This is a genomic window from Enterobacter sp. 118C5, from assembly GCF_034107645.1.
GTDB classification, from domain to species: domain Bacteria; phylum Pseudomonadota; class Gammaproteobacteria; order Enterobacterales; family Enterobacteriaceae; genus Enterobacter; species Enterobacter nematophilus.
Genome location: NZ_JAWNEU010000001.1, coordinates 975,628 through 989,993 on the forward strand (window position 1 = coordinate 975,628; position 14,366 = coordinate 989,993).

A 14,366-nucleotide genomic window follows, 5' to 3' on the forward strand; every position below is an offset into this window, starting at 1 on the left:
CTTTCCTTAACCGACGCTGTGTTCAAGACTAATGGCGAGGAGTTTTTGTGCTTCAACGGCGAATTCCAGCGGCAGTTCAGAGAACACGTCCTTACAGAAGCCGTTCACAATCATCGAAATGGCATCTTCTTCGCTGATGCCGCGCTGCAGGCAGTAGAAGAGCTGATCTTCCCCGATACGCGACGTGGTCGCCTCGTGCTCAAGCTGAGCCGTGTTGTTGCGACACTCCACGTATGGGAAGGTATGCGCCCCGCAGTCGGCACCGATCAGCATCGAATCACACTGGGTGAAGTTACGCGCGTTGGTGGCCGTCGGCATGATTTTCACCAGCCCGCGATAGCTGTTCTGGCTGTGCCCGGCGGAGATCCCCTTCGAAATGATGGTGGATTTGGTGTTTTTCCCGATGTGGATCATCTTGGTGCCGGTATCGGCCTGCTGGTGCCCGCTGGTGAGCGCCACCGAGTAAAACTCACCGATGGAGTTATCCCCGCGCAGAATACAGCTCGGGTATTTCCAGGTGATGGCGGAGCCGGTTTCCGACTGCGTCCAGGACATTTTGCTGTTTTCGCCTTCGCACAGCGCGCGCTTGGTGACGAAGTTCAGGATACCGCCGGTGTTGCCGTCGCCGGGGAACCAGTTCTGCACCGTGGAGTATTTCACCTCGGCGTCTTTGTGGATGATGACCTCTACCACCGCCGCGTGCAGCTGATAGCTGTCGCGCACCGGTGCGGAACACCCTTCGATATAGCTGACGTAGCTGCCTTCGTCCGCCACCAGAATGGTGCGTTCAAACTGGCCGGTTTTTTCGGCGTTGATGCGGAAATAGGTAGAGAGCTCCATCGGGCAGCGCACGCCTTTCGGCACGTAGATAAAAGTGCCGTCAGAGGCTACCGCGGCATTCAGCGCGGCGAAGAAGTTATCGTTGCTCGGTACCACGGTGCCGATGTATTTCTTCACCAGCTCGGGATGGTCATGAATGGCTTCGCCAAAGGAACAGAAAATGATCCCCTGCTCGGCCAGCTTTTCACGGTAGGTGGTCGCCACCGAGACGGAGTCAAAAATGGCGTCCACCGCCACCTCTTTCCCCTCGCGCACGGGTACGCCGAGCTGATTGAAGGCCTCTTCCACCTCTTTGCTCAGGAAGCTGTTCTCGGCACCGGTCTGCTGGACCGCGCCGGGCTGCGAGGCGCAGGTGTCGTCACAGCTGCCGCAGGAGGGCGCGGAGTAGTAGCTGTAATCCTGATAGTTCAGCTTGTCGTAGTGGGCTTTCAGCCAGTGCGGCTCTTCCATCTCCAGCCAGGCGCGGAACGCGCTCAGGCGGAATTCGAGCATCCACTCGGGCTCGTTACGTTTGGCCGAAATGGCGCGCACGACATCTTCATTAATGCCTTTCGCCAGCTCGTCGGTCTGCAGCTGCGTGAAGAACCCCTCTTTATAGTTGAGGTGTCCGCCGCTCCAGGTGTTTACATCACTCGTTGCTTCAGTATTACGAGACATAGTACCGCCTATACCCCAAAGCTTTCGCCGCAGCCGCATTCGTTCTGGGCTTTCGGGTTATGAAATTTGAATAACTGGTTTAAACCTTCCCGCACGTAATCCACTTCGGTTCCGTCGATAAACGGCATAGCCTGCAGCGCGACGTACAGCTTCGCGCCGTCGGTTTCAAACACCAGGTCATCTTTTTCCGGTGCGGTGACGATATCCAGCACGTAGCCAAAGCCCGCGCAGCCGGTCTGCTTAACGCCTAAGCGTACGCCGAGGATCTCGGGCTTTTTCGCCACCAGCTCGTGGATATGCGCCGCCGCCGCAGGCGTGAGCGTTAATCCGCGCCAGGCAAAATCGGCAGGATTGAAGGTTTCTGAATACAGTTCCATAGGTCCACCTCATCTGATTAGCCATCAGGGCATAACACCATGTTAGTGATAACGATTATCACTTCAACCCTCTGTCAGCAGAGGCATTCGGCTAAACCGCCCTTTTTGTCTACTTTTATTAAGCATAGACCCTGTCAGAAGATGCGGGCGGGATGGATTTAATTGTTCAATACTTTGAAAATTAATGGATTATCTAACGGAGAAAACAGCGAAGAGGGGAAAAGTAAAATATGCATCGGAAATGCCTATTTTTGAGATAGCTTTTGTTCTGGAAGTGACTAAAACAAAAAAAGGCCCTCAAGGCCTCTGATTATTATTGATGAAATGAAACGGTAAAACCCTGCTCACGCCAGTGATCGAGCTGTTCCTGCTGACGCGGTGTTGGCGTTTTTCCCGTCCAGACGAAGATTTTTTGCCCCGGGAAGAGTTCAGGACGCGGGGAATCAATCGGGTCCGCCAGCACGTCAATGTGCCAGCCTTGCTGCGCCAGCCGCGCGGCTTCAAGCCACAGATGAGTACGGTCATCGCATTCCCAGCCGATAAGCAACGCATCTTTACCCGCTTTTTTGCGCGACTCCGCCAGGCTGAGAACCGCGAATTCAATCAGGATACCGTCAAGCATGCTCGCCATGTGGCGTACCGTATTTTGATCCTGATTCATTCGCTGACGGACGGGGGAAATGATGTTATCAATCAGCGCATCCATGGCGTGATTGCGGCGGAATTCGCCGATTTTGGCACGCAGCTTTGCCGGGCTGGCATAACGCAGAACGGTCATCATCTCTTCCTGGAACGAGACCCAGTTACCCTGAGTCAGGACTTCTTTGTTTTCCAGCAAGTCTTTTACTTTTCCGACCGAAACGCCGCTTTTCATCAGGCGCTTGATCTCTTCAATACGCAGGATATCTTCATCGTCAAACTGACGATGACCCCCTTCGCTGCGCTGCGGCTTCAACAATCCATAACGTCGCTGCCAGGCACGCAGCGTAACGGGGTTGATACCGCATCGTTCGGCCACTTCGCCGATACTGTAATAGGCCATTAACTCCCTCACGCTCAGAACTTCCATACCTAACTACACCAACCTTATCAGATTGTACAAACCATTTGTATAACTAAGACCGCATTTTGCCCAGGTGAAAGGTGTCGTTCTCCCTTCACCTGTTAATACATTGTTGTCTAAAATTTGCTTCTCGTACAGCTAAGTCTGCCGAATTCTGTACAGCTTTATCAGAAATCGAATTTTTTCTCCGGCCATGCAATCGCCGGAATTCCGCCATGCCGGGGGCTGGCAAAGAGATGGCCCTGGAACTGGGAAATGCCCGCAGATTCCAGCCACATCCACTCTTCTGCCTTCTCCACGCCGACCGCGCAGAACTGAATTTCAAGCGAGGAACAGCATTTGATAATCGCCTGAATGATGGCCTGTCGAGGGCCACTTTTGTGCACGTTGGCGACGAGATCGCGATTAATCTTAATTCTGTCGGGCTGGAATTGGGCCAGTAGCTGTAGCCCCGCAAAACCGGCTCCAAAGTGGTCGATCGTCACGCTGATGCCCGCACTTTTTAGCTGTCTGACTGAATCCGTGAACTCGTCAAAACGGGAAATGGCTTCACTTTCAGTAAACTCCACCACAATTTGCTCAGGGACAAAACCGTTTGCTTCAATCGCGGTGAGCAGGAAATCTACGGCGTTAGGAATGTTAACCAGCGTCATAGGCAGCAGGTTGAGGGATAACGTCTGGTTCTGCAGCCCGAGCGCGCTGGCCATTGAGAGTGCCACCTGCTTGCTGTGCAAATCAGAGGTATACACGTCGTCACGCGGCAGATTGGCGAAGTAGACTCCCGGTGCGCCGCCGTCAGGCGTGCGCAGAAGCGCCTCCCAGGAGACGACCCGCTGCATAAACGGATCGACTATCGGCTGGAAGGCAAAGCTGCAATCCGCTCCTTTCGCGACCACCTCGGGTTGCGCTGACAACCGCGTTTCTTCGCGAACGAACTCCCAGGAATCCGCTGGCGGCAGTTCAAAATAGTTAGCTTTTTCCGTGGCCTCGACAAAGGTACGGAAAAACTGCAGCGGACGGTCGTTGTAGGTCAGCTGATAGCGAGTGGTTCCCTTGTTCAGCACCTGTTGCAGCACCTCGTTTCTGTCGAACTGGCGCAAATCAAAAAGCTCCATGCCCACCTTGCCAAAACGACGAACAGGCCCGTGATCCCGCATCAGCTCTACCACGTTGTGGTGGCGCGGGTCGTTGCAGATCTCCTCATAAATAGCAGAAACATGATCCACTGGCCCCTCAAGCAACTGAAAAAAATGTGTGCCGTTAAACAGCAAGATCCCCGTGACGTTGGCTTGCCGGTTTTTACTATTTGCAGCAGCGACCATAGCTTCCAGCGCTTTCACTGGAACGTCCTCGCAGATATGACTGCGGTAAATGATGGTTGTAAGCATGCGATTCCTGGGGGGTTAAGGGTTTTGACCACAAAAACAAGTGGAGAGACTTCTCTTATAGCACATTAATTGCCTCACAAATAATTTACATCTCAATCATTTACTGCCGTTAATGGCACGCTCAAAAGCGTTGTACAACTTAACAGCGACCATGCAATTTGTACAATATATTCTGTAGCATTACCGTTCCGTGAACAACAAATAACTTACTGATAAATATGTTATTTATAAAATATATCCTGATTTTATTAAAAATCTGTACATTTTTCACGTACAGATTTAGAAAATGTGTATACCTTAAATGTAACGTTACTGATTACAAAATTTTACAGGAGCGAAACATGCAGCAGAAAGGTTACGTCGCAGATTCCGCAGCAGCGATCGCACAGTACTTCGAAAAAGCCACGCTTCCTACTCAACAGGAAACGCTGGGTCAGGTCGTTGTTGAGATCCTTAGCGACGGGCGAAATCTCAATCGCAAATCGCTCTGTACCAAACTGTTAAGTCGCCTTGAAAGGGCCGAGGGCCCCGAAGAGGAACAGCATTACCACATGCTGCTTGGCCTGCTCTTCGAACGGTAACGTGATGAACAGCAGTGACGCGGACAAACTGACCGATCAGCTGATTGGCGAAGCCGTTCTTTCTCTGTTGAGAGAGCGTGGCCCCGTCACAACTGAAGCTCTGGTCCAGCGTCTGCGGCATATGAAAGCACATGAAAAGAATCCCCGGCGGCGGGAGACACTGGCGAAGGCGATTTCCGATATCGGATCAAAAAGCCTCGGATTAAAACGTCGCAGAACCGCGCAAGGACGAATGAGCAGAGAGGGACCTCTCAATGATAACAGAGGCAATGTAGTGTCGTTGTTTGGAAAGGGAAAACCGTCCGATCCCCAAAAAATACATTGACTGCATTTTAACAGCTACGGTGAGACCAAATGAGACAAAATATTCAGCTGCAACCCGAATACCATTCTGCATTTTTAGAAAGCGCGCTGTCGGAGTATTTCCGTCACGCAGGCGATCGTTTTGCTGAAGAGTCTGCTGTTTTTTCTACTGCAGTACGCTGTGTTCTGGCTTCTGAAGGTCATATTTCTAACAAAGCGATCATCCTGTGGCTTATTCAGACGCTGGAAGCGACCAGCGACGTTGTTCAGGCGGATGTTATTCGTAAGACGCTTGAAATCGTTGTGGGCTACACCATGGATGACGTTTAAACGCCCTGCCATTCAGCACTCATGTCATCGTCAGAACTGACGAACGTTCTGACGATGACATCCCCCTCTCTTCATAACCCCCTGTAAAATAAGCGCAATAAAGATGGCATGGTTTCTGCTTACTCCCTGTTACGGGACTGGGCTTACCAGTCATTTTGCTTCATTTCTTAACAGGTCTGTTATTGATGAAAAAAATCGCCAGCGTCTGCCCTTACTGTGGTGCAGGCTGCAAACTAAACCTTGTTGTTGAGAATAACCGTATCATCCGTGCCGAAGCGGCAGAGGGAGCCACAAACCAGGGCACACTATGCCTGAAAGGATTTTACGGCTGGGACTTCCTTAACGATACTCGCCTGCTCACCCCACGTCTGACCCAGCCGATGATCCGCTACCGCAAGGGAGAGGCATTCACTCCCGTGACCTGGGAGGAGGCTATCCGCTACACCGCCCAGAAGCTCAGCAGCATTAAAGCCCAGTTCGGCCCGCGTTCGATTATGACCACCGGGTCGTCGCGCGGAACCGGGAATGAAACCAACTACGTGATGCAAAAATTTGCCCGCGCGGTGCTGCACACCAACAACGTCGACTGCTGCGCGCGCGTTTGTCACGGTCCTTCCGTCGCCGGGCTACAGGAGACCCTCGGCAACGGTGCGATGAGCAACTCTATCAACGATATTGAACACTCCAAATGCCTGCTGGTATTTGGCTATAACTGCGCAGACTCCCACCCTATCGTCGCCCGGCGCGTGCTAAAAGCCCGTGAAAACGGCGCGAAAATCATCGTCTGCGACCCGCGCCGCATCGAAACGGCGCGCATTGCCGATCAGCATCTGCAGTTGAAAAACGGCAGCAACATGGCGCTGGTGAACGCCTTTGGCTATGTGCTGCTGGAAGAGGAGCTGTACGACAAGAACTACGTCGCGCGGTTTACGGAGGGGCTTGAGGCCTATCGGCAGACGGTCAAAGAGTATGCCCCGGAGCGCGTAGAACACCTCACCGGCATCCCCGCCCGCGACGTTCGTCAGGCAATGCGCACCTTCGCGGCGGCCCCTTCCGCCACCGTTATGTGGGGTATGGGCGTGACCCAGTTTGGCCAGGCCGTCGATGTCGTTAAAGGGCTTTCCAGCCTGGCGCTGCTGACCGGCAACCTCGGCCGCCCTGCCGTCGGCGTCGGTCCCGTGCGCGGGCAAAACAATGTTCAGGGCGCCTGCGATATGGGCGTTCTGCCGAATATGTTCCCCGGCTATCAGGATGTGACCGATCCGGCTGTCAGGCAGAAGTTCGCCGACGCCTGGGGGATTGACGTGAATAACATGGACGATCGCGTCGGGACGCGCATTACCGAAGTGCCTCACCTTGCGCTGGAAGGCAAGGTTAAAGCCTATTACATCATGGGGGAAGATCCGCTCCAGACGGAAGCCGATCTCGGCCTGGTCCGCAGCGGCTTCGAGGCGCTTGACTTCGTGGTGGTTCAGGACATCTTTATGACCAAAACGGCGGAAGCGGCGGACGTTCTGCTCCCTGCCACCTCATGGGGCGAACACGGCGGCGTCTTTACCTGCGCCGACCGGGGTTTCCAGCGTTTTGGCAAAGCCATTGAGGCCAAAGGTAACGTGAAGCGCGACTGGGAGATCGTCAGCCTGCTCGCCACCGAGATGGGCTACCCGATGCACTACGATGATAACCAGCAGATCTGGGACGAGATGCGCGAGCTGTGCCCTCTCTTCTACGGCGTGACGTATGAAAAAATGGGCGAGATGGGCCACGTGCAGTGGCCGTGCCCGACGCTCGATCACCCCGGCACGCCGTACCTGTACAAAAACAATCAGTTCGATACGCCAACAGGCAAGGGGCAACTGTTTGCCGCGCCGTGGCGCGCGCCGGCAGAGACGCCCGATGATGATTACCCGCTGGTACTCTGCACGGTGCGCGAAGTTGGGCACTACTCCTGCCGCTCGATGACGGGTAACTGCGCCGCGCTGCAAAGCCTGGCCGATGAGCCGGGACGGGTGCAGGTGAATCCTGCCGATGCGGACAGGCTGGGGATAACCGACGGCCAGCTGGTCTGGGTACGTTCGCGCCGGGGTAAAGTCATTACCCGCGCCAGCCTTAGCGAGCGCATCAACGCCGGGGCGGTCTATATGACCTATCAGTGGTGGATCGGGGCCTGTAACGAGTTAACGCAGGATAATCTCGACCCCGTCTCAAAAACGCCGGAGACAAAGTATTGTGCGGTGCAGCTGGAGGCCATTGAGGACCAGCGCTGGGCGGAGGATTTTGCAGCGTCGTCTTACCAGTCGATGAAAACGCGGTTGATTAATGCCGTGAACGTCTGATGCACCTGCCGGGGGGGGGGGGGGCGCCCCCGCCACCCGGCAACAGCGCCACGCTTTAGCCCTACTGCGGGTTATCAGCTGTTAGTCAGATAATCACGCAACCGGTTCGGACAGGCATTTTTCTCTACCATCCGGTGAATCAGGGCCATGAGTTCAAAATCGCTGCGCAGGTCGAATTTCTGCATCAGAAGATATTTATGGGTGAAAATGGTTTTATCACTGGTGTTAAGCTTATTCGCAATCTGTCCTACCGATAACCCTCTGTAAAAATGCACCATAACGCGAATCTGCTGCACAGATAATATTTTATGCTGGCATTCTTCGCAGCTTTTATTCTTCCAGCGAAAGCTGGGTAATTGCGTACGATACCAGGCGATAAACAGCGCCTCGGTCATTCTGTCAAGCGAGGTGCGCCGAGAGATAAATATCATATCCTGATAACAGGACGGACATGCCGAGAAACGTTGCTCATCCTCGACAAGGCCAATCACAATCCCTTTTTTTCGCGCCAGTAATTCTGGATAACAGGTCAGGTTTTCCCCCTGACATAACGCGAGAAAAATAATATCGGCGGCGCTGACATATTCATGAGAAAGCTCAACGTCAAAATGGAGCGAATGCCTGAAATTATGCGTGAAGAAATCTACAAGAAAACGCTGCAACCCATCTCTGAAAAATGAATCTTTCTCTATAATCAGAATATTCAACATAGCAGTTACCGACATCTGTCAATCATTAAGAAATATCAACCCATCAACTGATTAGTTGTACTGCATCGTCATGACAACGACTGCGCTGATGCTTCCCGGCGTCGCGCCGCCGGTAAAGGATCTGACCGAAGCCAGCATAGCCATCGTTGCGGTTCTGTCTGCTGCAATAGCTTGTGTAATACTTGTTCCGGTACCCTTCATTGCACCCGTTGCGGCCTCACTCATCGCAATCGCGACGTTCGTGGCCGAACCGCTGTTCATGTAGTAATCCGCCCCGGCGACCGGATCGGGGTTTCCGGTAAATGAAACCGTCACGCTGCTCGTTCCTGTTGGACACTGGGTAAACAGCAGGTTAAACGGCACAGGATCGGATGATGACCCCGGCGTGGCCATGTTTGATGCCTGTATATTGCCGAGATCAATATCCATGTTGTCATTCCCGCCGTTAAATATGCAGGGAGAAGCAATAATATTGCCGGTAACGCTAATATTAACAGCGTCTCCCGCAAAGGTATTGCAGCTTATTAACGTGGCGGCAAGCGCTGCCGCTCGCAAAATATTCATCGTCTTATCCATTACTGATACGTTAAATCAAGAGTTGCTGATGCGTTGGCTTTACCGGTTGAAACATTCGCCTGCGTTTGATAATAGCGGGCAGTTATCGGGAAAGTTTCCTGGCCGCCAGCGGATTGCTTCAAAACAATTCGGTTATTTAATTCTAAAGGCGCTCCATTATATAACAATTGCACGCCGACGCCTTTCGCCACATCCGCGTTTCCCTGACCGGTCAAGGCTAATACGCTGGTAGTACTAACGTCAGGGTTTTGCATTCCCTGCAGCATGACATTAATATTCGCATCCGCATCGCAGTCGAGGCCCAGATTCTGCGTGTTTTGAGCGCCAGAAGGAATAGTGCCGACAGCGTTGCCAAAAGCCGATGCTGAAATATCACCGATAGGAAAACTTAATCCAGGCGTTGTTATTGAGCATGCTAATTGCGTCACTTTGTTACCAATATAGTTAACCGTTAACGACTGAACGTTATCATCACCATGGGCCGTTGCCAGCAGTCCGGAGCCTATCACGCCTGACGTAATATTCCCTGTCTTTATTAAAGTTACCTCCAGAGGGGAAACAACTGTCTGTGTCGGCGTCGAATTTGTATATTGCCTGACCTTTGAAAAATACCAGCTTGCAGAGGTGAATTTTAACGCAATACCCACGCCAGGCACATTTGTATTATAATAATTCGCTATTGACGAAGGCGTACTGAACATACTCATTTCATAGGTAATCGTTCCCGAACCGACGCAGAGATCAATATCACCGCTGCTATTGGTGATAAAGCTACTTATCACTGTGCCAACGGGAGCATCGCGCTGAACCGTCACGGCAGGCTGCTGTATATTGAACGGTTGTGCTGGATTAAATCCACTGCCCCCAAACGTACAGTCTGCTTCAGCACGTAGTGAGCATAACCCTAACAGTGCCAGAAAAATGATTTGCCCATACGGCCGATATTTATTTGCTGAATACATAACTCATCCTCAACGACAATCATAAACAACGTCAGGGATACTGTTGGATCTCTCTTTTTCAGTAATCGCATAGTTAACCTGACATTGTTCTGAATTATCACTACCCCATTTAACCCATAACGTTCCGTTTGGACTTAACCCCGTCAAATAAACCTGGCCTTTATCTCCCACAATAAAGCTGTTCCCGCTCTGCCCTTTGATGGTGGCGATAGCGCCAAACGGAACCGGCTGGCCATTACGGTACTTAAGCGTCATCAACACCCGCATTCCGACATTTGCCACATAATCCGCCCTGACCACCGCACCGCGGGTCGGTATCACCGTCTTGTTGGTCAGCTCGAGCTCCACGTCATCCGGTAGCGTATCGGTCATCAGCGCCACGTCGTTCTTACGGTACGGCGTCAGGTTGCTCACCGCGGTGTAGCCACGCCAGTCGGTTTTTGCGCCGCTCTGATTCTGGATGCTCACCCCTTTCGCGCCGGGTGCTTTTATCAGCACGTTGGTTTCACCCAGAGGCTGCGAGAAGGTCACCCCGTCGGCGTGGGCAACGATCCCACCCTGTAACCCATAGTTCAGACGATCGCCGCCTTTGTCGTAACCGTACCCCCCATAGACTTCACCATAGGTACCTTTAAAATCAGCGCTGGCATTGCCGGTATACCCCACGGAATCCGTTCCGTAACCTTGCTGCACGTTCCAGCTGAGCGCGTTGTTTTCCAGCGCGGTACCGTTAAGGCCGACGCTGTGCGTCGTGCCGTTGTTCCTGCTGGCGTTCATGCTGTAATTGGCCCAGGTACGCGGCAGGAAGGCCTCTAACGGCACGCTGACGTTCAGTGCAATCTGCCGATCCGTATCGTTGCGGGTTGAACGACCGTTGCCGTCAGTGCTGCCGTTTTTACTGTAGGTATAGGTGATCCCATAGTTCACGCTTCCCCACGCATTGTTATACCCGGCGCTGTAAGACGCCGTGGACTTACCGGAATTCCAGTAATCTTCACGTACGGCGCTGAGCATGAGCGAGCCCAGGCTCTGACCGATGTTTTGGCTCATCGTCAGCTCGGCGCGGTTACGACGGCGGTCCTGCAGCGCGCTGCTGTCGCCATAGGAATCCAGCACCTCCTGCATCCCGTAGTAGCCGCTGGTTGAATAGCGGTAGCCCGCGATGGCGAAGTTGGTTCCCGTCTCAACAAAGTTTTTGCTGTAGCGAATGCGCCAGGACTGGCCGCTGCTTCCCGGCAGGTTTTGCGGGGTTGACCACGCCTGGGTGACATCCGTCGAGAAGGCGCCAAAGTCGCCCATGTTTTTACCGATCCCTGCCGCCAGAGACCGATACTTGCTCGACTCCTGGATACCGCCGTAAAGCGTCAGTCCATGCGGCAGGCCGTAGATCCCGGTCAACTGTGCGAACGGGGTTTTATCAACGTCGCTGCTATAGGATCGGTACTGGCCTGCGGTGACCGCATACTTAAAGCGCCCTTCACGCTGCAACACCGGCAGTGAAGCAAAGGCCACGGAAAAGTGCTGCTCGCTGCCGTCGCTCTCTTTCACGGTAACGTCGAGGTCACCCGCGCCGCCAGTGGGGTAGATGTCCGTAATTTCAAACGCGCCCGGCGCCACGTCGCTCTGGTATATCTGGTAGCCATTCTGGCGAATGATGACCTGGGCGTTGGTGCGGGCAATACCGCGCACCACCGGAGCGTACCCTTTCAACGAGTCCGGCATCATGTCGTCGTCAGAGGCCAGCTGCGCGCCCCGGAATGGAATACTGTCGAACACGTCGGCCGGAGAGGTGCTGTCGCCGGTCGTTAGCTGAGCCTTGAGCGGAACGATCGCCCGCTGTACGTAGGTGTAGACCGTATCCCATTTGTCGTTGCCGCTGCTGTCGCGGCTCCAGGTGGAATAGTTGCGGATCCGCCACGGACCGACGTTAATGCCCGGGCGCAGGTTGGCGTACTGGCTGTTCGCGTTACTGCTGTTGCCGTCACGTCCCCAGATGTTTGAGCCGCTCAGACTGTAGTTAAGCAGCGCGGCGGTGATCCCCTCGTCCCACATTTCTGGCGGCACATATCCGCGAGCCTGCGGCGACAGCGCCGCCTGTGGAATCGTCATCTCCAGGTGCTGGGCACTGAAAATGAACGCCGTGGAGGCCTGCGGGATCGCCGAGAGCTTCGCACATTCGCCGCCTGAAGCCAGGTCAGGGAATAGCTCGGTTTTTACCCCCCAGTTTTTCAACAGCGCCACGCTCAGGCAAGGCTGCAAGGAGGTCTCGCCTTCCGCGTTTTTTACCGCGTCAAATTTGATCTCGCGCGTGTCAACAACCTGCCCGTCGATGAGCACATCAACGCGATAGGTGCCGGGCAGCTGCGAGCCGGACTCAAACGCTGAAAGATCGGCGCCTTTCATGCCGGGGTTATCCAGTTCAATCAGCTCAGGGTTAAAATACTCGCCTGCATAAGCGGTCCCGGTAACCGAACCGAGTACGACAGCGATTAACAGTACCGGTTTAATTAAAACCGCCTGCTTATTATGGCTAATCACGACGTTACTCCATACCGAGAATAAAGGGGACATCTGGCACAATGCGAATTACAGGGTGGCGTTATGCACATTTCCGGTGCCGCCGTAATCATTAATTATTTTGAACGTTACCGAACCGCCGGTAATACCTTTCGGCAAATCAAACCGTGCGCTAGCGCCGGGAAGTACATAGGTTACGTCCTCCAGTTTTTTACCGTTGACGCGGATTTCATTGAAGTTCATTACCACGTTCGTTGGGTTAGTGACCTGGATTTGATTCCCGCTACGCTGCCAGGTTAATTTATCTGCCAGATCTTCAGGAATGATCCCTTTCAGCGCCGCTGGACGATAGATCAACTTGATGCGGGTTTTTACCGCAATTTGCAGCGTGTTATCTTTTCGCGATGTCGCCGGAATAGATTTGATATTTAGCCAGTAGAGCGACTCTTTATCCTGGGCCACTGGGCCTGTCAGTACAATACGTTCCACGTTCTGCTGGCCTTTATCCAGTCGGTAGAGCGGTGGCGTAATAATAAAAGGTGTTTTCTCAGCACTTCCGCTTTGCGATTCCACCCACGACTGAATTAAATATGGTGCGGTGTCGGGGTTAGTGACGCTAATAGAAGACTCCTTTTTATTGCCATCATAAATAACGCGCGTTCCACCGATGACCACACCAGCAGTGGCTTCAGAAATACCGGCTAAAAGAAATACGCAGGCAATGAAAGTTTTACTCAGAAAATACATTTTATACCTCAATAACAAAGGGGCCGACAGACGGCCCCCTAATGGTTTCCGTCAAGAAAATCAGTTGTAGACAACGGAGAAGTTAGCCACGGAATTTGCAGGTCCGGCGGTTACCGCTGACGCAGTGGATATATACTGCGCGTAAAAATTCAGCGTATTATCCATCGTACTGCTGAGCACATAGGAATAACTGTTGCTGCCGTGTAACGGCAGATCGACCTTATCCGCCGACATCAGGTTAATTGCTACCCCTGTTGCAGCCCCAGCCACTGACGAATCAATTGCCAGCAGGTTGGCATTGGTTGGATCCGGCGTGCCGTCGAAACGGACTTTTGCGTTGGTCACCGTAACCGGACAGTTTTTCAGTACAATATCAAATCGTGTTGCAGCCGTTCTGGAACCCGCAGCCGGGAATTCCGTTTTATTATAATCGCCCAGCACCACCACCTGGTTCTGAGAAGCCACATCGACATCGCAGGCAGAATCAAGAATATTACCGTTAAAATTAACGGTACCTGCCGCTGCGAATGTATTTGTCATGGTCAGTAAAGAACCGGCTGCAAACATTGCCATCATTAATTGCTTTTTCATAATGCTCTACCCTGTATCACTTTATTTATTACTGAGATTCGTGCAGCAGAAAGCCGATAAAAAACCTCTTCAGATTTTTTATTTCCCAATAAATGGGATAAGGCGTTTCTCACTGATTGGTCAAAATTTATATAATTATTTTCGTGAATACAACTTTTTGATGGTCTAGCTGTAGACTGGAATTTAACCAAAAAGCAACATTTACTTCAGGGGAATCTTATCTGTTATTGCGCCAGGTCTATTATTAGACTCGCCTCACTTTTTCTTTTTATTCAACTGGTTAGATTTCAAGAGTGTCTCGGTCTACTTTTAGACCTCGCCGGAATATTCCCTGAGTTCTTCATTTTTAAGATAATTCTCTTCGCAGATCAAAAAATGATCACACATG

General features: G+C 52.6%; 14 protein-coding genes. 4 read left to right on the forward strand and 10 right to left on the reverse strand.

The window, feature by feature from the left end:
- Positions 1–6: 6 nt before the first annotated feature.
- The 4 genes from sufB to UTO39_RS04610 all read right to left on the reverse strand — a co-directional run bounded on the left by sufB (position 7) and on the right by UTO39_RS04610 (position 4,325).
- A complete protein-coding gene (sufB, locus tag UTO39_RS04595) occupies positions 7–1,497 on the reverse strand; it encodes a Fe-S cluster assembly protein SufB (protein WP_032657798.1) in 1,491 nt (496 codons plus the stop codon).
- Between the two features lie 8 nt (positions 1,498–1,505).
- Positions 1,506–1,874 carry a Fe-S cluster assembly scaffold SufA gene (sufA, locus tag UTO39_RS04600; protein ID WP_320726587.1) on the reverse strand — a complete coding sequence of 123 codons (369 nt, stop codon included), beginning with the start codon at positions 1,872–1,874 and terminating at the stop codon, positions 1,506–1,508.
- Between the two features lie 313 nt (positions 1,875–2,187).
- Positions 2,188–2,916: a MerR family transcriptional regulator gene (locus UTO39_RS04605; RefSeq protein WP_151413246.1), complete on the reverse strand. Its 729-nt coding sequence runs from the start codon at positions 2,914–2,916 to the stop codon at positions 2,188–2,190.
- Between the two features lie 188 nt (positions 2,917–3,104).
- Positions 3,105–4,325 carry a diguanylate phosphodiesterase gene (locus UTO39_RS04610; RefSeq protein WP_320726588.1) on the reverse strand — a complete coding sequence of 407 codons (1,221 nt, stop codon included), beginning with the start codon at positions 4,323–4,325 and terminating at the stop codon, positions 3,105–3,107.
- Positions 4,326–4,666: 341 nt separating this feature from the next.
- Here UTO39_RS04610 and ycgZ point away from each other — a divergent pair, with 341 nt between their 5' ends.
- The 4 genes from ycgZ to fdhF all read left to right on the forward strand — a co-directional run bounded on the left by ycgZ (position 4,667) and on the right by fdhF (position 7,875).
- The gene (ycgZ, locus tag UTO39_RS04615) at positions 4,667–4,906 is read left to right on the forward strand and encodes a regulatory protein YcgZ (RefSeq protein ID WP_028012861.1); all 240 of its coding nucleotides are present in this window, start codon (positions 4,667–4,669) and stop codon (positions 4,904–4,906) included.
- 4 nt (positions 4,907–4,910) lie between these two features.
- Complete coding sequence (locus UTO39_RS04620) at positions 4,911–5,231, forward strand: hypothetical protein (RefSeq protein WP_320726589.1); 321 nt, start codon at positions 4,911–4,913, stop codon at positions 5,229–5,231.
- A gap of 29 nt (positions 5,232–5,260) precedes the next feature.
- Complete coding sequence (locus UTO39_RS04625; protein ID WP_320726590.1) at positions 5,261–5,539, forward strand: biofilm/acid-resistance regulator YmgB/AriR; 279 nt, start codon at positions 5,261–5,263, stop codon at positions 5,537–5,539.
- Positions 5,540–5,724: 185 nt separating this feature from the next.
- A complete protein-coding gene (gene fdhF / locus UTO39_RS04630) occupies positions 5,725–7,875 on the forward strand; it encodes a formate dehydrogenase subunit alpha (protein WP_320726591.1) in 2,151 nt (716 codons plus the stop codon).
- A 74-nt stretch (positions 7,876–7,949) separates the two neighbouring features.
- On the opposite strand, the gene UTO39_RS04635 is transcribed toward fdhF, so the two are convergent.
- From UTO39_RS04635 to UTO39_RS04660, 6 genes are read right to left on the reverse strand one after another with little or no spacing between them, the layout of a single operon-like run.
- Positions 7,950–8,585: a LuxR C-terminal-related transcriptional regulator gene (locus tag UTO39_RS04635; RefSeq protein WP_151413242.1), complete on the reverse strand. Its 636-nt coding sequence runs from the start codon at positions 8,583–8,585 to the stop codon at positions 7,950–7,952.
- 51 nt (positions 8,586–8,636) lie between these two features.
- On the reverse strand, positions 8,637–9,149 hold the full coding sequence (locus UTO39_RS04640) for a fimbrial protein (RefSeq protein WP_320726592.1): 513 nt from the start codon (positions 9,147–9,149) through the stop codon (positions 8,637–8,639).
- 11 nt (positions 9,150–9,160) lie between these two features.
- Positions 9,161–10,123, reverse strand: coding sequence for a fimbrial protein (locus tag UTO39_RS04645; protein ID WP_151413240.1), 963 nt, complete (start codon positions 10,121–10,123; stop codon positions 9,161–9,163).
- Positions 10,124–10,132: 9 nt separating this feature from the next.
- A complete protein-coding gene (locus tag UTO39_RS04650; RefSeq protein ID WP_407065096.1) occupies positions 10,133–12,694 on the reverse strand; it encodes a fimbria/pilus outer membrane usher protein in 2,562 nt (853 codons plus the stop codon).
- Between the two features lie 15 nt (positions 12,695–12,709).
- Entirely contained in the window at positions 12,710–13,387 is a 678-nt protein-coding gene (locus UTO39_RS04655) for a molecular chaperone (RefSeq protein ID WP_320726593.1), read from the reverse strand.
- A gap of 60 nt (positions 13,388–13,447) precedes the next feature.
- Positions 13,448–13,978, reverse strand: coding sequence for a fimbrial protein (locus UTO39_RS04660; RefSeq protein WP_320726594.1), 531 nt, complete (start codon positions 13,976–13,978; stop codon positions 13,448–13,450).
- Positions 13,979–14,366 lie beyond the last annotated feature (388 nt).

Excerpts from the sequence above, each read along its gene's own strand:
- UTO39_RS04655 (WP_320726593.1), bottom strand. The coding sequence starts at position 13,387 with ATGTATTTTCTGAGTAAAACTTTCATTGCCTGCGTATTTCTTTTAGCC.
- UTO39_RS04640 (WP_320726592.1), bottom strand. The coding sequence starts at position 9,149 with ATGAATATTTTGCGAGCGGCAGCGCTTGCCGCCACGTTAATAAGCTGC.
- UTO39_RS04650 (WP_407065096.1), bottom strand. The coding sequence starts at position 12,694 with ATGTCCCCTTTATTCTCGGTATGGAGTAACGTCGTGATTAGCCATAAT.
- UTO39_RS04645 (WP_151413240.1), bottom strand. The coding sequence starts at position 10,123 with ATGTATTCAGCAAATAAATATCGGCCGTATGGGCAAATCATTTTTCTG.
- UTO39_RS04610 (WP_320726588.1), bottom strand. The coding sequence starts at position 4,325 with ATGCTTACAACCATCATTTACCGCAGTCATATCTGCGAGGACGTTCCA.
- UTO39_RS04635 (WP_151413242.1), bottom strand. The coding sequence starts at position 8,585 with ATGTTGAATATTCTGATTATAGAGAAAGATTCATTTTTCAGAGATGGG.
- UTO39_RS04605 (WP_151413246.1), bottom strand. The coding sequence starts at position 2,916 with ATGGCCTATTACAGTATCGGCGAAGTGGCCGAACGATGCGGTATCAAC.
- UTO39_RS04620 (WP_320726589.1), top strand. The coding sequence starts at position 4,911 with ATGAACAGCAGTGACGCGGACAAACTGACCGATCAGCTGATTGGCGAA.
- sufA (WP_320726587.1), bottom strand. The coding sequence starts at position 1,874 with ATGGAACTGTATTCAGAAACCTTCAATCCTGCCGATTTTGCCTGGCGC.
- sufB (WP_032657798.1), bottom strand. The coding sequence starts at position 1,497 with ATGTCTCGTAATACTGAAGCAACGAGTGATGTAAACACCTGGAGCGGC.
- ycgZ (WP_028012861.1), top strand. The coding sequence starts at position 4,667 with ATGCAGCAGAAAGGTTACGTCGCAGATTCCGCAGCAGCGATCGCACAG.
- UTO39_RS04660 (WP_320726594.1), bottom strand. The coding sequence starts at position 13,978 with ATGAAAAAGCAATTAATGATGGCAATGTTTGCAGCCGGTTCTTTACTG.
- fdhF (WP_320726591.1), top strand. The coding sequence starts at position 5,725 with ATGAAAAAAATCGCCAGCGTCTGCCCTTACTGTGGTGCAGGCTGCAAA.
- UTO39_RS04625 (WP_320726590.1), top strand. The coding sequence starts at position 5,261 with ATGAGACAAAATATTCAGCTGCAACCCGAATACCATTCTGCATTTTTA.